At 46.1% G+C, this 19,602-nt stretch carries 16 protein-coding genes; 9 read left to right on the top strand and 7 right to left on the bottom strand.

Features of this window, described 5'->3' with window-relative positions:
- Window positions 1-74 precede the first annotated feature (74 nt).
- Entirely contained in the window at window positions 75-521 is a 447-nt protein-coding gene (locus RIH33_RS19560; RefSeq protein WP_406651740.1) for a hypothetical protein, read from the top strand.
- Here the strand turns inward: RIH33_RS19560 and RIH33_RS19555 are convergent.
- From RIH33_RS19555 to RIH33_RS19545, 3 genes are read right to left on the bottom strand one after another with little or no spacing between them, the layout of a single operon-like run.
- Window positions 493-1,824 carry an FAD-dependent oxidoreductase gene (locus RIH33_RS19555; protein ID WP_406651739.1) on the bottom strand — a complete coding sequence of 444 codons (1,332 nt, stop codon included), beginning with the start codon at window positions 1,822-1,824 and terminating at the stop codon, window positions 493-495. The two genes, RIH33_RS19560 and RIH33_RS19555, sit on opposite strands and share 29 nt — an antisense overlap.
- Window positions 1,814-3,091, bottom strand: coding sequence for a kynureninase (kynU, locus tag RIH33_RS19550; RefSeq protein WP_406651738.1), 1,278 nt, complete (start codon window positions 3,089-3,091; stop codon window positions 1,814-1,816). Before kynU ends, RIH33_RS19555 begins: the two co-directional genes overlap by 11 nt.
- Complete coding sequence (locus RIH33_RS19545) at window positions 3,092-3,622, bottom strand: 3-hydroxyanthranilate 3,4-dioxygenase (RefSeq protein WP_406651737.1); 531 nt, start codon at window positions 3,620-3,622, stop codon at window positions 3,092-3,094.
- An 82-nt stretch (window positions 3,623-3,704) separates the two neighbouring features.
- Between RIH33_RS19545 and RIH33_RS19540 the strand changes: the two genes are divergently transcribed.
- On the top strand, window positions 3,705-4,478 hold the full coding sequence (locus tag RIH33_RS19540) for an SDR family oxidoreductase (RefSeq protein ID WP_406651736.1): 774 nt from the start codon (window positions 3,705-3,707) through the stop codon (window positions 4,476-4,478).
- Between the two features lie 3 nt (window positions 4,479-4,481).
- Entirely contained in the window at window positions 4,482-5,909 is a 1,428-nt protein-coding gene (locus RIH33_RS19535) for an aldehyde dehydrogenase (protein ID WP_406651735.1), read from the top strand.
- Between the two features lie 58 nt (window positions 5,910-5,967).
- Here RIH33_RS19535 and RIH33_RS19530 read toward each other — a convergent pair whose 3' ends face one another.
- Window positions 5,968-6,708 carry a hypothetical protein gene (locus RIH33_RS19530; RefSeq protein ID WP_406651734.1) on the bottom strand — a complete coding sequence of 247 codons (741 nt, stop codon included), beginning with the start codon at window positions 6,706-6,708 and terminating at the stop codon, window positions 5,968-5,970.
- A 366-nt stretch (window positions 6,709-7,074) separates the two neighbouring features.
- On the opposite strand from RIH33_RS19530, the gene RIH33_RS19525 reads away from it, so the two are divergent.
- Window positions 7,075-8,049 (top strand): hypothetical protein, encoded by a 975-nt coding sequence (locus RIH33_RS19525; RefSeq protein WP_406651733.1) that lies wholly within the window; start codon window positions 7,075-7,077, stop codon window positions 8,047-8,049.
- Between the two features lie 74 nt (window positions 8,050-8,123).
- On the opposite strand, the gene RIH33_RS19520 is transcribed toward RIH33_RS19525, so the two are convergent.
- On the bottom strand, window positions 8,124-8,561 hold the full coding sequence (locus tag RIH33_RS19520; RefSeq protein ID WP_406651732.1) for a hypothetical protein: 438 nt from the start codon (window positions 8,559-8,561) through the stop codon (window positions 8,124-8,126).
- A 172-nt stretch (window positions 8,562-8,733) separates the two neighbouring features.
- Here RIH33_RS19520 and RIH33_RS19515 point away from each other — a divergent pair, with 172 nt between their 5' ends.
- Window positions 8,734-9,987, top strand: a complete 1,254-nt coding sequence (locus RIH33_RS19515; RefSeq protein WP_406651731.1) for a dipeptidase — start codon at window positions 8,734-8,736, stop codon at window positions 9,985-9,987.
- 69 nt (window positions 9,988-10,056) lie between these two features.
- Here the strand turns inward: RIH33_RS19515 and RIH33_RS19510 are convergent, their stop codons facing one another.
- Window positions 10,057-10,686, bottom strand: a complete 630-nt coding sequence (locus RIH33_RS19510; protein WP_406651730.1) for a carboxypeptidase-like regulatory domain-containing protein — start codon at window positions 10,684-10,686, stop codon at window positions 10,057-10,059.
- Window positions 10,687-10,827: 141 nt separating this feature from the next.
- Here RIH33_RS19510 and RIH33_RS19505 point away from each other — a divergent pair, with 141 nt between their 5' ends.
- The 3 genes from RIH33_RS19505 to pruA are packed head-to-tail and all read left to right on the top strand — an operon-like array spanning window position 10,828 to window position 13,589.
- Window positions 10,828-11,211: an ArsR/SmtB family transcription factor gene (locus tag RIH33_RS19505; protein ID WP_406651729.1), complete on the top strand. Its 384-nt coding sequence runs from the start codon at window positions 10,828-10,830 to the stop codon at window positions 11,209-11,211.
- Complete coding sequence (locus RIH33_RS19500) at window positions 11,211-11,900, top strand: YjjG family noncanonical pyrimidine nucleotidase (protein ID WP_406651728.1); 690 nt, start codon at window positions 11,211-11,213, stop codon at window positions 11,898-11,900. Before RIH33_RS19505 ends, RIH33_RS19500 begins: the two co-directional genes overlap by 1 nt.
- Window positions 11,901-11,957: 57 nt before the next feature.
- Window positions 11,958-13,589, top strand: a complete 1,632-nt coding sequence (pruA, locus tag RIH33_RS19495; RefSeq protein WP_406651727.1) for an L-glutamate gamma-semialdehyde dehydrogenase — start codon at window positions 11,958-11,960, stop codon at window positions 13,587-13,589.
- 487 nt (window positions 13,590-14,076) lie between these two features.
- Here pruA and RIH33_RS19490 read toward each other — a convergent pair whose 3' ends face one another.
- Window positions 14,077-15,693, bottom strand: a complete 1,617-nt coding sequence (locus RIH33_RS19490) for a SusF/SusE family outer membrane protein (protein ID WP_406651726.1) — start codon at window positions 15,691-15,693, stop codon at window positions 14,077-14,079.
- A 230-nt stretch (window positions 15,694-15,923) separates the two neighbouring features.
- Between RIH33_RS19490 and RIH33_RS19485 the strand changes: the two genes are divergently transcribed.
- The gene (locus RIH33_RS19485; RefSeq protein ID WP_406651725.1) at window positions 15,924-19,565 is read left to right on the top strand and encodes an alpha-amylase family glycosyl hydrolase; all 3,642 of its coding nucleotides are present in this window, start codon (window positions 15,924-15,926) and stop codon (window positions 19,563-19,565) included.
- The last annotated feature ends 37 nt before the right edge of the window (window positions 19,566-19,602 follow it).

Here is a 19,602-nt window from a genome sequence, read left to right as displayed (position 1 = left end):
ACCTAATCGTATTTACAATTAAATCCTTTATTTTAACTTAGCCCTAATCGCCCATGTTATTCCCTGAGAAATTAATGAAAACACAAGTTGAACAACTACTAGACGAGTATAGAAAGGTTCGAAATATTGACCTGACACTCGATCAGTTTACGTATATCCTAAATCTTTACCCTTCCCTGATCGTATGCATGTGCGATGGAGTGCTGGACAAAGGTGAGTGGGATGGTGTCCTCCGCCTGGCCAAGGGTCTGGCCATGGAGTATGGTGATGGTCTGGGTGATCCGGACCTGGAGAAGCTGGAGCAGTCATTCCGTACAGAGTTCAGATACCTGCTTGATAATATAGAGAAGTGGCAAAAGAAGTTTTTGAATGCGCTTAAAAACCATATCAGCGACAGCCGAACGGATAAAGAGTTTGTGCTGGAGTCGATGTACCTGTTTGCCAATGCCGCAGATGGTATTTCAGATGTGGAGCAGGAAACTATTGAGATGCTTACAGAACGTCTTTCTTTAGAGCATTAAATTCTTCAATGATCGGTGCTAGCGGATGACCCATGGGGTCAAAATCAGCAGGTAGTGCCCTCATGATTTGCTCTTGCAGTTCACCCAGTTTTTTTGCTTTTGAATAAGGGATGTCACTGAACGTGACCATTGAATACAATGGAATCCAGCTATCGGGGTAAGCTTCCTGTAGTCTGGATTCTAGTTTTTTGATGGCGACAAATCGGTCATCTGCCACTTTATCCCGCATTTCCACAAAATTTTTCATGGCCAGGTCGGCAATGGCATCCGCATCTGCCTTACGGTGTTTGGAGAAATAGGGTAGTAACTTGTCCCAGTCAAAATCTAACTTTTCTCCCCACTCCATAAACAGTCGACAATCTTCAAAGCCTGCATTCATCCCTTGGCCATAAAAGGGCACAATGGCGTGACTGGCATCTCCAATGAGCAGACTTCTGCCTTTTGCCCAGGGGCTTGTTTTTATTGTGACCAGAGAGGCGGTAGGATTTGTTTGAAACTGAGTGACCAGATCTGGAATCAGGGGGAGCACATCCTGAAAATAGGTTTCGAAAAACTGCAAAACAGCATCATCATCTTTCAAACTTTCAAAGGAAAGGTCTCCTTCAAACGGAAAGAACAGCGTACAGGTGAATGAGCAGTCCGGGTTGGGAAGTGCAATGAGCATGAAGTTACCCCTGGGCCAGATATGGAGGTTGTTGGGCTCCATGGCAAACGTGCCATTGATAGCAGGGATGTGGAGTTCTTTGTACCCGTGCTCGATGTAGTGCTGGTGAAAATTGAACCGGTCTGTCTTCTCCATGGCTCTTCTCAGCATGGAAAAAGCCCCATCTGCCCCTATGAGTACTTTGGATAAAACAGAAAGATCTGAGGCACCTTCAAAATCTATAACCATGCGATCAAGATCTACCTGGCTGCATTTATGACCAAAATGGAAGTTGACCCCATGAGATTCGGCATGATCTATCAGGAGGTTGTTCAGTCCTGATCGGGAGACGGAGTTGATGTGCTGACTCGCCCGTCCATAGGATTGAAAGTTAAGATTCCCTTTGAGGTCGTGAATCATTCTTCCCATCATGGGAATGAGCGCTGGTTCTATTTTTTCGAAAACTCCCGCTTGTTTCAGTGCGGTGATACCCCGGTGACTCAGTGCCAGGTTGATGGAACGACCCTCTCCTATTTTCTGGGACCTGGGATCTCCGCGCATCTCAAATACATCTACCCCAAAGCCTTTTTGCGAAAGCAATGCTGCCAAAAGAGAACCCACCAGGCCGGCTCCTAATATGCTTATTTCCTTATGCTCCATAGATAATGATCAGGGCCTTGAGTATTTGACAAAATTCGTAGACATCATTAAACGTGTTGTACATGGGAGTGGGTGCCACCCGGATCACGTTGGGTTCTCGCCAGTCCAATATCACTCCCTGTGCAATCAACCCGTCATAGATTTCCTTGCCATTTTTGGATATAAATACGGAGAGCTGGCATCCGCGGGATTCGGGCTCCTTCGGAGTGAGGATGTCAATGTTTCTGCTGATGAGGTCATCTGACAGGAGCAGGTATTCCAGGTATCCGGTGAGGGAGAGGCTTTTTTTACGAAGGGCTTCCATGCCGGCCTCATCGAATAGTTCCAATGACGCATGATGTGCGGCAGTGGATATCACGTTGCTATTGCTCAACATCCAGGCATCCACCCCGGGGTTTGGCACAAACTGGTTGTCCATGTTGAACCGGGTATTGTGGTCGTGGCCCCACCAACCTTTTAGCTTTGGGAATTGAGGATCAGCACAATGTCGCTGATGAATGAATATCCCCGAAACGCCTCCTGGACCCGAATTGAGGTACTTATAACTGCACCAGGCCGCAAAATCTATGTTGTCATCATGAAGGTTCATGGGCAGGTTACCCATGGCGTGTGCCAGATCAAACCCCGCAAAGGCGCCTACCTGATGGGCAGCTTCCGAAATGGCCTTCATATCAAAATACTGTCCTGAGTAATACTGCACACCGGGAAATAGGACCAGGGCCAGTTCATCTCCATGTTGCCGGATAGCTTGTGTGATCTCCTCGTTCCTGAATGTTTTACCGTCGGCAGGACTAAGGAGAATTAAATGTTCCTTAGGGTTGACCCCCAGGTGTTCCATGTGTGATTCCACCGCATAGTGATCCGATGGGAACGCCCCATTTTCGATCATGACTTTCACTCGTTTGCCGGCAGGTTGGTAAAATGAAGCCAGCAGTAAATGAAGGTTGGTGGTGAGGTTGTTCATAGAGACCACCTCGTCCTCCAGACCACCGACCAATCGGCCCAGGGATTTTTTGGAAAACCGGTGATATTCGGCCCAGGGTTGATCTCCCGAAAAATGTCCTTCTACAGCCTGTTCTTTCCACGACTGGAGTTCCTTTTGGATAAACGCTTCAGTTCGTTTTGGCTGTAGCCCAAGAGAATTTCCACAGAAATAAATAACCTCCTTGTTGTTCTTTTTAGGAATATGGTATTCTTTTCTAAACCTGCTGAGCGGGTCTTTTTGATCCTGCGCTTTGGCAAAATCCGGGGTGCTTTGATAAGTCATTTAGTCTGTAAATCTCGGGTCAGTTTGCATTACGCTCCCACAATTGGGGCACGTTCTTTTCTCTTCTGCATTGTAGAACTCCCTGAATCGGGGCAGGAAATCCTTTTCGATGTTCGTAAGATGAAAATAGGTGTCATGTAGCTTGTGATTGCACTCATCACAAAACCACATGAGTCCATCAGTGTGGTCTGGTTTCCTTTTTCGCTCAATGACCAGCCCCACCGATCCTTCAGACCGAATGGGCGAGTGAGGTACTTTGGCGGGGAGGAGGAACATCTCTCCGGCTTTCACAGGAATGTCCACTGCCTGGCCATCTTCCTGTATTTTCACGATGATGTCACCTTCCAGCTGAAAGAACAGCTCTTCGGTTTCGTTGTAATGAAAGTCTTTTCTGGCATTCGGGCCACCCACGATCATTACAATGTAATCACCCGCATCGGCATAGAGGTTTTTATTACCCACTGGCGGTTTTAGCAGGTCACGGTTGTTGTCTATCCATTCCTGCAGATTAAAGGGTCTTTGAATTGCCATGGCCTTTGGTTTTTTTATTAATTACTTTAGACGGTGAAAAGTTATAAATAATACCTGACCCACTAAAGAAAGTTTTAAAACAATGGACCTGAATCTAAATGGCAAGCATGCACTGGTGTGTGGAGGATCTAAAGGAATAGGCGCTGCAATCGCCGAAGCTCTGGCGGCAGAAGGGGCAAAAGTGATTTTGGTAGCCCGCAATGAGCAGGAACTGCAAGCTCAGCTCAACATGCTGGCAGGTGCCGATCATACGACATTTGTGGCGGACATGTCCCGGCAGGAAGATGTGGATCGTTTGGCCGGGCACATTCGTGAAAAGCAGGTGGACATAGTGGTGAATAATACCGGTGGACCACCTCCGGGTCCTGTTTCCGAGGCTAACTGGGAGGACTTTGAGCGAGCTTTTAGTATGCACTTGCACGCCAGTCATCAACTGATGCAGGCTGCACTTCCAGGCATGAAGGAGAAGGGATTCGGGAGATTCATCAACGTGATCTCCACCAGCGTGAAAATTCCCATTACGGGACTTGGTGTGAGCAACACCACGCGCGGTGCCATGGCTTCATGGGCCAAAACACTCTCCAATGAAGTGGCCCCTTATGGAATTACCGTGAACAATATATTACCGGGAGCTGTGGAAACCACCAGGCTGGAGGCCATCATAAGTAATACTGCACAGAAGAAAGGTATTTCGGAAGAGGCTTCTGCTGCCGCCATGCGGAGCGGTATCCCGGCCGGAAGATTTGGGCAGCCTGATGAGCTTGGGGCTTTGGCTGCTTTCCTGGCTTCTGACAAAGCTTCATATATCACCGGGGTGAGCATCCCCGTGGACGGAGGACGCACAGGATCACTATAAGTTATGATAATCATAGATAATTACATCGGTGGATCATTTCACAAGCCGGAGAGTGGCCAGTATCTGGACAACGTCAATCCGGCTGTGGGGGAGGTCTTTGCCAGGACAGCCAGCTCTTCCTCCAAAGACCTTGAGGAGGCGGTACGGGCCGCAACCGCAGCTTTTGATGAGTGGTCTCGAAAGACACTGGCTCAGCGCTCTAAAATTCTTCACAAACTGGCGGACCTGATAGATGAGAACCTGGAGGACCTGGCCAGGGCAGAGAGCCAGGACAACGGCAAGCCAGTTGCTCTGGCTCGAAGGGTGGATATCCCCCGGGCAGCGGCCAATTTCCGTTTTTTCGCCTCAGCGATCATCAATGAGTCCTCTGAAGCGCACATCATGGAAGGTCAGGCGGTCAACTATACCAGGAGAGCCCCCCTGGGGGTGGTGGGGTGTATTTCACCATGGAACCTGCCGCTGTACTTATTTACCTGGAAAATCGCTCCTGCACTGGCCGCAGGCAATTGTGTAATTGCCAAGCCCTCGGAAGTGACGCCTTACACAGCTTTTTTACTGTGTCAGCTAGCCAATGAAGCTGGCTTTCCGCCAGGGGTATTGAATGTCCTACATGGTCGGGGTGCAGAGATTGGTCAGTTGCTGGTGGATCACCCTGAGGTGAAAGCCATTTCATTTACAGGAGGTACCCAAACGGGGCGGATAATCGGTCAGGCTGCGGCCAGACAGTTCAAGAAGGTCTCTCTTGAGCTGGGAGGTAAAAATCCCGTGGTGATATTTGATGATTGCCACTTTGAAGAGGCGGTGCGTACAACCATAGAAAGTTCCTTCACCAATCAGGGAGAGATTTGTCTCTGTGGATCACGAATTTTTATTCAGCAAGGCATTTACGAACGGTTCAAAGCTGCGTTTGTGGATCGTGTGAGGGCCTTGAAGGTGGGTGACCCATCCAAAGAAGTGGATATGGGTGCATTGGTCTCACGGGAGCATTTGGAGAAGGTAGATACTTATGTGGCTGGTGCCCGCGCAGAGGGTGGAAAAATCCTCACTGGAGGAAAAAGAATCACCTTGATGAATGGTTTCTACTATGAGCCCACCGTCATTGAAGGGCTTGATGAGTTCTGTCAGATCAACCAGGAGGAAGTGTTTGGGCCGGTGGTGACACTTATCCCCTTCACCGATGAATCGGATGTGGTGAAGAAAGCCAACTCCACCCCGTATGGATTAGCGGCGGTGATTTGGACAGAGAATTTAAAGCGGGCGCATGCGGTGGCTCATCAGATCAAATCCGGAATCATCTGGATCAACTGTTGGATGCTCCGCGATCTGAGAACACCATTCGGTGGGATGAAATCATCCGGTGTTGGGCGTGAGGGAGGAAGTGAAGCGTTGCGGTTTTTCACCGAACCACAAAACATTTGCGTGAAACTATAGGTCAAAAAAAAGCCCTCTCTGAGAAGAAAGGGCTTGAAGTTTTTAAGATTTAGAGGGATTAGGCTGTAGTCTCTTCCTCAGATTTCAGCTTAGAGATGCTGAAAGACTTGCGCTCTTTGTGGCCACAGTAACCACAGGTATAATATTTCATCAATTCACCCTCTTCGGTAGTAGAGGCCTCTTGTACCACTTCTTCCCGGTCTATTTTGAGGGTCTGGTAGTTACACTCTGAGCACTGCAGTGCGTGAAGTCTACCATTGTATTTTTCTATTTTGGTGTAACCCGAAACCTCGTCTACCCACACGTCATAGTCCACGGAAAAGGCATCTTCTTCAGCCTGCATACCCTCATCCAGGTACACATCCTCTTCCTCTTCACTCAGGAGCTTCATTTTACGTCCATCAGGAGATATCCTTGGCGTGAATCTGAGCTTTTTCAATCTCTTTTCAATAAAGAAAGGATAGTAGAATTTCAACACGTTTTGGATAACTACTCCCACGATCATGGAGACCATGAGGGTCACAAAAATCCAAACAAAGAACCACAACCAGGTGGTATTAGGTCTGAGTGTGTTTGCGTAAAGTGACGCACCGATCAGGATCAGCAAAAAACCATACCATAGCAGGTTGATTTCATGCATATTGATATAATCGTATTTCGATTTAGCATCTGTGGTGGTTAATAATTTCAGGTAATGACCTAACAAGATCAAAACACCAACACCAGCTATTGCATAGGCTAGGTACTGCCCGTAAGTATTCCAGGCTTCAAGCAAACTTGGTGATATAGGATCGGTCATAGTAGAATTTTAGGTTATTCGGTTAAAATACAAAAATGTCACATTTTTTTAAAATCACAATGCACTTGCACCTACAACGTGATTTTATTATTCACAAAAACACTACTGTAAAATATTAAAAATAATACATCAAGTCAATGAATCTATGAATTTATCAATATTAACCATGATTCCAACGTTATTCCTCTAATAAGTGTCACAGGGGTAGATCAAACACTATCGAAAGAGAATCGTTAGCCTTCCGACGAGTATTTGTTGGTGACCGGCGGTTTTATTGAAATTATGAAGTGAAACTATCTTAGATTTGTCCTGATTTAACTAATAATCGTCTAAAAATTAAAAACTCAAACTTAAAATCGAACAAGAATGAAAAACGTATTTAAAAATCTTATGATTTATGGTGCAGTGGCATCTATGGCATTTTTGTACAGTTGCGGTGGAGATGAGGAAACTCCGGCACCTGCAACTCCAACAATCGCCGTGGCTACTACAGTGAACGGAACAGCGGCTACGAGCCCATTGAATGTTGTACCTGGTGATGAGGTAGTGTTCAACGTAAGCATCAATGCTGAAGGCGGATTTAATGTATATAGAGTATTTGTGTCTAAGGATGGTGGTGCTGCTACCAAGCTGGCTGAGTATACCAGACTGGACTTAAGTGTGGATGCTGGTGTGGCTGTGGTAACAGACTCACGTGCTACGGAGATCGAAGCAGAAGATGTAGGGTCTACCATTACTTTCGAATTTGAAGTGGTGGATGACAAAGATCAGACTTCTACTACAGAGGTGGAAGTGGTAGTGAATGACAATCCGATCAGTACTCATACTGAAACGCTATTAGGTGGACAATCGAATTCTAGTGCCAATAGTTTCTACAATTCTATTGAAAATTCGACGTATGCTTATACTTCTTTCAGAGATGATAATTCAGCCAATACCGATTTTTGTTTCTTCTATGGCAATACAAATGAGTATACCATTGCAGCCATTGATGACGCTGATGCTAACACTGCTTTTTCAGCAGCCATTGACGGAACAGATGATGCGTTAGGGTCTTCGGTTATTGAAACAAGAAACGAAACAAGATTCGTAACAACAAGCATAAGCCCAGCGGAATTTGATGCTATTGATGGTGAATATGCTTTGCTAGATGCATTTGGTGATGTTACGCCTTCGGCAACGAAGCAAAACAAACTTATTGCTGAAACAGTTTTTGCTTTCGAATTGGCAGAATCACGAGGATCATTGAAAGGCCTTGCTAAAGTTGTTTCCACTGGAGGAACATCTGGTACAGACAGATCAATTACGATCTTGGTAAAAATTCAGGAAGCCGCTGAGTAAAAATAGTTAACAGAATAAAAAACCCTTCCCGATAGCCATCGGGAAGGGTTTTTTTTGGTCATGAGAGAGTAACCTCAGAGGAATACGGTTTCAAAATGAATGGATTCGGGGTCCTCTACTTTATCAATGACCAACCAATAGAGTTCCGAATATCCCCTCCTGCAGACACCCAGAGTCTGCACTTCTACTTTCAGCAGATAGTTAGATTCAGATTGGGTAAAACTCATATGAAAGGTCGGTGTAGGGCAACTGCCAACACTCACAATGTATCCTACAAGGGTTTTCTTTTTGAAATCAATATCAGGAAGGCCTGCGCATTTAATTCCGGGAATTGAGGTTCGCAACTTTGTGATTTGATAAAATTCTTGATCCGAATTGATGACAAACTCCTTTTGACGAAGGTTGCCCAGAAAAAGGCAGTCTATGGATACCTTTTGATATTTGACCGGTTGCTGTGCCAGGCACAGGCTGACATTTAATAATATGAGGGCATATGTGGCTAAGTGACGCATTTAGCCAAAATACGCACAATGTAGTTAACCGCAAACAAGACGCTCTGTCCACTGTAATCGCATAAAAAATGAATTCAGGAATGATTGTTACGATTTCATCCTGCGACTGTGTATTTTTAGCCCCGAATAACCCAAAACAGGGTTTTCCAAACTAAAAAACGAACATCATCTTATGTTGAAATTCTCCAAATTATTGCTACTCTCGCTCCTTGCCTTTGCCTGTGCAAAGCCCGCGGAGGTTAAAAAGGCCGTAGCTGACATGACCGACGAGGAGGTCATGGCTTATGCTACAGAGTTGGCTAAACAAAATATTATTGTGGATGGGCATGTGGACCTCCCCTATCGCATGGAAGTGAAGGGATTCATGCTCAGGAAAAAAGTGGAAGATGTTTCCGTGGAGACAGAGGGCAACTTTGACTTCCCAAAAGCCAAAGCCGGTGGACTGGATGCACCATTCATGTCTATATACATTCCGTCTTCCTATTATGTCAAGGGCGGAGCCAAAGCTTTTGCGGACTCGCTCATTGAAATGACGCAAAATGTGGCGACTGCTTTTCCGGATAAGTTTGCTTTAGCCCATACACCAGCAGATGTTCAGGCCAATTTTGACAAGGGGCTTATTTCTCTGCCTTTGGGCATGGAAAATGGCGCACCCATCGAAGACGATCTGGCCAATGTGGAGTATTTCTTCAATAAAGGAATCCGATACATCACCCTTACCCACTCCATAGACAATCAAATCAGTGACTCCTCTTACGACACTACTTATACCTGGAACGGCGTAAGCCCGTTTGGTGAGCAGGTGATTGCAGAGATGAACAGGTTGGGCATTATGGTAGACATCTCCCACGTGACAGACAGTGCTTTTTATGACGCGCTGAGGCTGAGCAAGGCACCCGTAATCGCTTCGCATTCATCGTGCAGAAAGTTTACTCCGGGTTTCCACAGAAATATGTCGGATGAAATGATCAGGGATTTGGCGGCAAAGGGTGGCGTAATTCACATCAATTTTGGCTCAACTTTCCTATCAAAGGAGTCACGTGAAAAGTATGACGTGATGGACTCTGTGATGACCAATTATCTGGCTGAGACCGGGCTGAAGAAGAGTGATTCTGCCTACAAAGCTTTCGCTAAAAAATACTCTGAGGACAATGATGTATATGCGGATGTGAAGATCGTTGCAGATCACATCGACAATGTAGTGGCCATTGCGGGCATCGAATACGTGGGCTTTGGTTCTGATTTTGATGGGGTAGGTGACAGCCTGCCAAACGGCCTCAAAGATGTATCGATGTTTCCCAATGTAATCTATGAACTGTTAAAAAGAGGCTACACAGAGGAGGATATAGCCAAGATTTGCTATAAAAATACTTTCCGAGTTTGGAATGAAGTGATCAAAACGGCTGAATCTATTCAGGGGAGCTGATGCTCTGTATTCAGGTAAGAAAAAATTGAAGTTGCCCGGGTGATCCGGGCAATTTTGTTTTCAGGGGTGTCAGTTTCCCTTCTTAAGGGAGTTGATAAACTTGGACCAGGCCCATGGGTTGAGCAGGTTGTTTTGTGGCTGCTGATATTTATTCTGAATGGCCTGCATTTGCATCTGCATATAATATTGGTGGTTGGCATTAGGGCTGGCAGGCAGGTCTGCATAGGCACTGCTCATATAATCACTTGAAAGCCAGGCATTCAGGTTATTGTATTGCTTCTGGTAGGGCGTTTCCAGAGAAAGAATGGCTTCTTTGAACATGGCCTCCGTGGGATAAGGGAAGACCTCTACCTCATTGAGGAGTGTTACGTCCTCCTGCATAGTGATGAGTACCTTCAGACTGGTGCTTTCTTTATGCTCGGGTACAATATAATATTCACGCTTAAAGCCAACAGAACTAAAAACCAGGCTGTCCCCCTCCAGAACAGGAAGGGAGAAAAAACCGTAAGGGTTGGTAGTAGTTCCACGTCCGGCGGTAGGCACGTAGACGTGCACACCCGGGATCACTGAGTTACTGTCTGGCGCAAAGACCACTCCGGTGAATTGAATGATGTTCTTTTTAGCAGGTGTATCCGTCTGAGCCAGTAGTGCACCAGCTGTCAGAAAACAGAAGAATATGTAAATGAAATATTTTAGCAAACCCTTGAAACTTATACTTTCTATATTAATAAAGGTCTAACGGGAAAAGTTGTTTAAAAACTATATTTCTGAGAGCTTTAAATAACTATACCCGTCAAAGGTACTGATGAAAATGTTTTTTGGAGATAACCGACTAAGAATATGCGATTAAAGAATTTTAGTCTAAACTACGGCACTCAGATTTTCAAGGCCTTTGGAGATGAAGCAAGAGTACGAATTATCCACCTCCTTTTTAAGAACGATGAGTTGGCTGTCTCTGATCTGGAGGCCATTCTGGACTATACCCAGACGAAAACGTCACGTCATATAGGGTATCTGAAAAATTCCGGGCTGGTCAACGCAACAAAAAAGGATCAATGGGTCTTTTATAGTATCAAAGACGAAGTATACGACATGGTTTCACAGATTTTTGACTTTCTCAATAAGGATCTTCAGCTTCAGAAAGACCAGGAAACCTACAACACCATGAATTCCAACAGAGAGCTGGCCATTAATAAGCTGGCTGCTAAAGATTATAGAAGATAATGAAGTTCACGCATATATTTTTTGACCTGGATCATACCCTTTGGGACTATGACCTCAATGCCCGCAAGGTGCTGAGCGATTTGTATCAGCAGTTTGAGCTAAAGCAGGAGATTATTTTTGGACCGGAGCGTTTCACTGAAGTGTTTTTCAAAACCAATGATACGCTGTGGCAGCAATACAATCAGGGAAACATAGACCGGGATGAAATCAGAACCCAGCGATTCAGAAAGGTGATGGACAAGTGCGGGGCACCCGATTTCGAGCGGACTGAAGCAATGAGTGAGTATTTTTTATTCAATTGTCCACGCCAAAAAGCCACCATAGCTGATGCCACAATGATACTGGACTATCTGAGTAAGAGGTACCACCTGAGTGTTGTTACGAATGGTTTTGATGATGTGCAGTCCATTAAGCTGGAGGCATGCGGCCTGAATAAATACTTTTCGCATGTGTTTACGTCAGAGACCACCGGTCACAAAAAGCCATCGCGGGAAATTTTTGACCATGCAGTGAAGGAAGTCAATGCCCACGTGAGCACTACCCTGATGATCGGGGATAATCACAGCACGGATATTATGGGAGCGAGAAATGCCGGCATCACTCCGCTTTTATACAATCCGAAGGGCCTGGTGAAGTCAGATTGTCAGCTGCAGATCAAAACACTTTCAGAATTAATGAGATTACTATAAAGGAGCTACTCCTATTTTATAATTTTGCGGGAGCAAAAAATAAACAACTACTACATTATGTCTAAAGGAAACTACTACATACCAGAGCCCTCCAACGAACCGGTACTGACCTATGCCCCAGGTACACCGGAGCGTGAGGAATTGCAAAAAGCCGTGAAGCTGGCTCGGAAAGAAGAGCGCGATATCCCCATGTACATTGGCGGAAAGGAAGTGCGCACTGGCAATAAAATCAAAATGAGCCCCCCGTATGATCACAAACACGTTTTGGGTTATTTTCACGAGGGGGATGCTTCGCATGTGGAGGCGGCCATCAAGGCAGCACTGGATGCGAAGGAGGCCTGGGAAAACCTGGCCTGGGAACAGAGAGCAAGTATTTTCCTGAAGGCTGCTGATTTGCTGGCAGGTCCTTACAGGGCTAAGATCAATGCTGCTACGATGTTGGCTCAGTCCAAAAACGCTTATCAGGCGGAGATTGATGCGGCGTGCGAGTTCATTGACTTTCTGAGATTCAATGCGGCATTTATGCAGGAGATCTACATGGATCAGCCGGAGTCTTCACCCGGCATCTGGAACCGACTGGAGTACCGTCCGCTGGAAGGGTTCGTTTTTGCCATTACTCCCTTCAACTTTACTGCCATTGCCGGCAACCTGCCAGCTTCTGCGGCGCTGATGGGCAATACGGTGGTTTGGAAACCCAACTACAGCCAGGTGTACTCTGCGCAGGTGATCATGGAAGTGTTCAAGGAAGCTGGTTTACCTGATGGCGTGATTAACATGATTTATGTAGATGGACCAGTGGCAGGGGATGTGGTGTTTAATCACCCTGATTTCGCAGGCCTCCACTTCACTGGAAGTACGGCCGTGTTTAAGCACCTCTGGAAAACCATCGGTCAGAATATTGATAAGTATCGCTCATACCCAAGGGTGGTGGGCGAGACCGGAGGAAAAGATTTCGTCATCGCACACAAATCTGCGGATCCACTGGAAGTGGCCGCAGGGCTGATCAGGGGTGCGTTTGAATTTCAGGGACAAAAGTGCAGTGCGGCTTCCAGGGCTTACATCCCATCCAACTTATGGGAGGCAGTGAAAAAGCAAATGGCTGCCGATCTGAAAGAGATCAGCATGGGCAGCCCGGAGGATTTTTCCAATTTCGTGAATGCGGTGATCGACAAAAAATCATTTGATAAGATTGCAGGCTACATTGATCGCGCAAAATCAGATGCAGATGTGGAGGTGTTGTTCGGTGGTCATTATGATGATTCCGTTGGGTACTTCATTGAACCCACAGTCCTGCTGGCTAAGGATCCGAAATACACAACGATGTGTGAGGAGATTTTTGGGCCAGTACTTACGATCTATGTGTACGATCCGGAGCAGTATGAGGAGACCCTGACCCTGGTGGATCAGACTTCACCCTATGCCCTTACCGGAGCAGTGTTTTCCAAAGACCGCTATGCCATAGAACTAGCGACTAAAAAGCTTAGAAACGCAGCTGGTAACTTTTATATCAATGACAAGCCAACCGGCGCAGTGGTAGGTCAGCAGCCTTTTGGAGGAGCGAGAGGCTCTGGCACCAACGATAAGGCCGGTGCCGGGATCAACTTGCTGAGATGGGTAAGTGCCCGCACGATCAAGGAAACCCTCGTGCCACCAAAGAGCTACCGTTATCCGTTTTTGGATCAGGAGTAAAACTAAAAAGCCAGCCCGATCACTCGGGCTGGCTTTTTTTTGAGGATTTGAAGAGAATTCTACCTGTTTGACATCTTTAAAGCACCTGGCGTTGACACCAGATCCTAATCATCCGTGAGCGAACTCACTGATGCTATAACAACCTCCATCTAGTGGAATAATCTTAAGCTTTGGTAGTGGACCATGACTTTTCCAGCACAACAAAGGCAATCAAAAGTACGAGTCCGATAAGTGAAAATAACATGGCTAAAACTGATTTGGTTATGAAAGTAAATTTAGGCATAACCAGCCACGCCTGAAATACCGCATATATGGTATTTAGATGAAGGTTTTAGGGGATTTATGTGATGAAATGTAGGGAGTTCTTCATTTTGAGCTAATAGGCCAGGGTCACATTCATCTCAAATTCCAGATGGCCATAGAGTCAATTGACATAAAAAAAACCTCCCCGATTTCTCGGAGAGGTTCAATATTTAATGGAATGCTCTTATTGTGCAATAGTATAAGTGTATCCGTTTTTAGAATCCAAAGTCATAGTGATGGTATAGGTGCCTGCAGATTCAATTGGAATATTAGTTGAAGAATTAAAATCCAATGTACCATCAGTCCCGGTATCACCATAGTTGATGTCCCAGCCATCATTCTCTCTGAATTTGATCGAGCCACTTACTAAGACAATGGATGAAGTCCATGTGAAATTACCTTTTGCAGCGCTTGACAATGTCATGTCAGTATCACTGTCCCATCCGCCAACAGTAGCATCACCAATGATACCCCAGTTAGACGCTACCACGGCGTAGGTTCCGGTTGTGAAGTCTACATCCACTCTGTAGAAACCATCCGATGGAACACTTACATTGGCTTCACCATCTTGTTCGATTTCGCCTTCTGCGCCCATTCCATAGTCACCATCCCATGAACCAAGGGTAGGAAGGAATTTGAATCCATCTCCAGCCACTTCTATGTACTGGTAAGTTCTGAATTTGCCATCAGCCAATTTTTCAAATGGATAGGCAGCCGCATTATCCCATCCGGCTACTGTAGATCCCCCAACAAGGAACAGATTGTCAGGAAAGAGGCCTCTCACAAACTCAATGGTATAAGCAAGTGTTGCATCATCGAAGGTGACTTGATAGAAACCTTCGGCATATGTGTTATCCAGAACTATTGATTTTCCAAACAGGTCAGCTTCGCCATCAGGCTCGTTATCTCCCCAGTTCTTCTTACTGAGATCAGCCGCTTCTGAAAATTTGAAAACATCACCTTCCTTAAGCAAAAATTCTTCAAGTATCCAGGTGTTGTCTGAATCCAATGTGAATTCGGAATCATCAGACCCCTCGAAATTATTGAAAGATCCTACCAGGTAAAGCCCGATAATGTTTTGTGCGATAGGTTCTACCAGCTCCACAGTGTAGGCCAATGTCTTATCGTTGAAGGTGATGATAGACTCTCCTGTATGTCCGCAGTTGGTGTCCGGGCCACCACCTGTGGCTACTTCCATTACTCCGTCACAGTCACTATCTCCCCAGTCAACATCAGACCAGTCAGGAGTATTTTTGAATTTCCATCCACCACCATCTAACGTGGCCGTGATTTGCCAGGTATTGGCTGCTACCAGTTCCAGTGCATCGGCACCCCAACTGTTGAAGTTTCCAGCGATGTACATTTCTGGATATGTGGCATCAAACGGCAAATCGAAAACGATGAATGAATAGTCTCCGGATACCGATAAGTTAGCCACGTCAGTTACCGTTACGGAAATGGTGTAGTCACCTGTGTCCAGTGCTGTGGATCCGAAATCTGCTGCGGCCCACGTAAAAGTGCCTGTGGTTCCGCTCATGGTACCACTCTTCGTTGCCAGTTCATTGCCGTCAGCATCTTTCAGCTTGGCTGAAACAGATGCGAGCGGAGAGCTCTCCCCATCATGGGCTTTAATTACGATATCAAACTCCGACCCAATTTTTACACTGCCATTGGGGGTCACCTCATCAATGACCGGAGCAATATCAAGCACGTCGAAGCTATTGGAGATCTCATCTTCACAGGAGAAGAGGGCTGCCATAATAACCACTGGTGCGATTAAGTTAGATAATACTTTCTTCATACTTCTTTATTAGTTAAAACTTCTACAATTGGACGTTCTTCGTCCTTTTTACAAACTTAAAAACATTTGAAAATAATGTAATTATGCCAAAAATAATCTGAATTGCCACTTCTTTTTTTCTCAATTTTTGATGCAATCGTTTTCATTTTGGGTTGTTCCTATTTACTGTGAACGGATTTTGGATAAATGCTCTTTAATAAGATATTTTACGCCGGCATAAAACAGAAATCATGAAAAGCTTCCAATCAATACTGACCATTCTGCTGACCTCTGCAACGCTGTCCGCACAGATGGTGACCCTTTCTCCATCCAATCCTTCAGGTGATGATGAGATCACCGTAACCTTTGATGCCAACCAGGGCAATGGTGAACTGGTAGGCGCAGCAAAGGTATATCTGCACAGCGGGGTGGTATTGGACGCACCCGATGGAACCGCCTGGAATAATGCCATTGGTAACTGGGGTATGGATGATGGCGTGGGACAGATGACCAAAGTGGAAGGTACATCGGATAAGTGGGAAATCAAATTGACCCCCACGGCCCGGCAATACTATGGAGTGGATGCCTCTGAGACCATTTTCAGACTGGCCATGGTCTTTAGAAATGCTGATGGGAGTAAGAAAGGAACCGCGGCTCCGGGCACCTATGACTGGGGATTTGTGGCGGGCAATCAGGACATTTATGTGAATTTGGACGCAGGATTTTACGTGAGTATACTCAGCCCTGCAGACGATGAAGTGTATTTGGCAGCCGGTGAAGCTTTGAAGATTGAGGCAGAGGCTTCCGCCGAAGTATCTACCATGACGCTGGCCATTGATGAAGGTCAGGGTTTTGAAGAAGTGGCCAATGTATCTTCCGGCACCACCATATCCTATGACTATTCACCTGCTCAGTCCATGACAGTCTCTATTAAGGTGAGTGCGACAATTAGTGGTCAGAGCGTAGAGAACCAGACCACCGCCACCATATTGCTTAGGCAGTCTACTCCTGTAGCCGCTTTGCCGGTAGGTGCCAAAAAGGGGATCAACTATGTAGAAGGAGATCCTACTTCGGCTATTCTCGTGTTGGAGGCACCCGGGAAGGATTTTGCTTATGTGGTCGGAGATTTCAACAACTGGACTCCGGGCGACAATTACCTGATGAACCAGACCGCAGATGGGGAGCTTTTCTGGTATGAGCTCAATGGTCTCACCGCAGGAGAAGAGTATGTATTTCAATATTGGGTGGATGGAACCATCAAAATAGGAGACCCATACGCCGACAAAGTGGCAGACCCGTGGAATGATCAATACATCCCTGCGTCATTGTATCCGAATCCTACAGGCTATGATAAGACCGACTATCAGATGGCGACCATTTTACAAACAGGGCAAGAGCCTTATGTCTGGGCAGAGACCGAATCCACGTGGAGCCGGCCTGTGAAAGAGAACCTGGTGGTATACGAATTGTTGGTTCGGGATTTTTTAGGGTCTCATAGCTATCAGGACCTTGCTGACACTTTGGGTTACCTGAAGAGAATAGGTGTTAACGCCATCGAGCTGATGCCCATCATGGAGTTTGAAGGAAATGAAAGCTGGGGATATAACCCGGTCTATTATTTCGCGCCTGACAAATACTACGGTACTAAAAACGACTTGAAACATTTCATTGAAACCGCGCATCAGGAGGGTTTTGCGGTGATATTGGATATGGTACTCAATCACGCATACGGGCAATGTCCACTGGTGAAGCTGTACTGGGATGAGACCCTGAATGCTCCGGCTAATAACAGCCCCTGGTTCAATCAGGTAGCTAAGCACCCTTTCAACGTAGGATATGATTTCAATCACAGTACCACCTATACCCAGAACTTCATGGATTCTGTTAATAATTACTGGATCAATGAATATCACTTCGATGGTTACAGATTTGACTTATCCAAAGGCTTTACACAGAACAATACAGGTGATGATGTGGGCGCCTGGGGACAGTATGATCCGGGTAGGATTTCAATCCTCAAGCGCATGAACAATGAGATTAAGGCTGTTGATGCGGGAGCCTATGTCATATTGGAGCATTTTGCCGACACTCAGGAAGAAACTGAGCTTGGAAATGCAGGAATGTTGCTCTGGAGAAACGTGCATGGTGATTTTGACAGTGCATTGAAGGGGAATGCACGGGGCATTTCCGGTGCCGCTTCATCTATTCATGTATCCTATATGGAGAGCCATGACGAAGAACGTCAGATGGTGGGCATGCTGACCGGAGGTATACAGTCCGGAAACTACGATGTGAAAAATGTAGCGGTAGCATTGGAGCGGGCCAAGATGGGTGCGGCATTCCTGATGGTGCAAAAGGGCCCGAAGATGATGTGGCAGTTTGGCGAACTGGGGTATGATGTCAGTATCAATTTTAATGGACGCGTCGGCAATAAACCACTTCCCTGGGGCAGTGGCAACCTGGGACTATATGAAGACCCCCTGAGACAATATCTATATGACGCTTATGCTGCGATCAATGATTTGAGGACCTCCTATCCTTTAGTCTTCAATGCCGGTGATGTGGATGCGTCATTGGGAGGCAAGCTAAAAAGTATCGCGATTCAGCATGGCCAGTTGAATGTGGTAGTGATCGGCAATTTTGGAGCGGAGGAAGACGAAATCACTTATGACTTTCCGAGTACGGGAGCATGGTTTGATTACTTTGGAGGAGACGAATTTTCAGTAACCTCGGCTGCCACCACTCAGTCCCTCAAGCCGGGTGAATTTTACATTTATACCAACAAAAGAGTGTCTGAAGGCTTTCCGGGAGTCGTGGAGATTTATGAGAATCCGGTAACAGTTTCTCCTTCCAGTTTTGGTTTGGATGATGAAATCACCATCACATTTGATGCAACAAAAGCCAGTAAGGATGGGACCGCAGGTTTGGTAGGCGCGTCAAAAGTATTCATGAACGCCGGTTTGGTGGTCAATGACCCCAAGGGGACGGACCTCTCGCATAAGGTTGAGGATGGGTCAGGTGAAATGACCAAAGTAGATGGAGAAGATAACCAGTGGAAGATTACGATCACACCGAGAACCTATTTTGGTTTGGGTGAGGACGCTACCGCTTTTCGTTTGGGCATGCATTTCAGAGATGAGGCTGGCCAAAACGTTGGGAAAGGGTTCAGGGACGAATTAATTTTTTTGGGCATCCAATCAGACGTGGCGTTGGTCACTTTTGATCCGGCTGAGTTTTTCACCAATCAGGAGGTTTCATTGATTTTTGATGCCAGCCTGGGGGATCAGGGCCTTTTGAATGCCACTAAAATTTATGCCCATTCCGGCACAGTATTGACACCCGGCGACAATCCTTCTTTTGGATCCAATGTAGTTGGAAACTGGGGAGCAGATGATGGAGCTGGCCAAATGACTAAAATAGCCGGGACAAATAAGTGGGAGCTGAAATACACTCCGAGTCTGCGGGATTATTACGGGCTGTCAGCCACCGATTCAGTTTACTGGATTTCTGTGGTGTTCAGAAACGCAGACGGCAGTGTGAAAGGATCAGGTCCTGCGGGGGACTTCAACGGTGGCTTTATAGCCGCCAACGGAGACATCTACCTTAAAGTCACTCCTCCGGAGGAAGAAGAAATCCTGGGAGTAAAAAAGGAGCACCTGAATAAAGTGCACCTATTCCCAAACCCTACCACTGGTCAGTTTCGCGTGGGAGGAGAAGTCAATACACCTTACAATCTATTTGTGTTTGATTTGAGTGGGAGAATGTTATCGTCTCTTTTGATACAGGACAGCAGTAAGCCGGTCGACTTGTCACATTTGAGGGAAGGTCAGTACCTGATCCAGGTGGTGGGCGCAGACCAGACCAAAAGCCTTAGATTGGTGATTCTCAAATAATTGTGATTGAGTTCATTAAATTTACGGACTAGCTAAT

Source organism: Marinoscillum sp. (assembly GCF_040222955.1).
Classification (GTDB): Bacteria; Bacteroidota; Bacteroidia; order Cytophagales; family Cyclobacteriaceae; genus Marinoscillum.
Note: the sequence above shows the minus strand (reverse complement) of the source record. Positions and strands in the feature narration are given on the sequence as shown.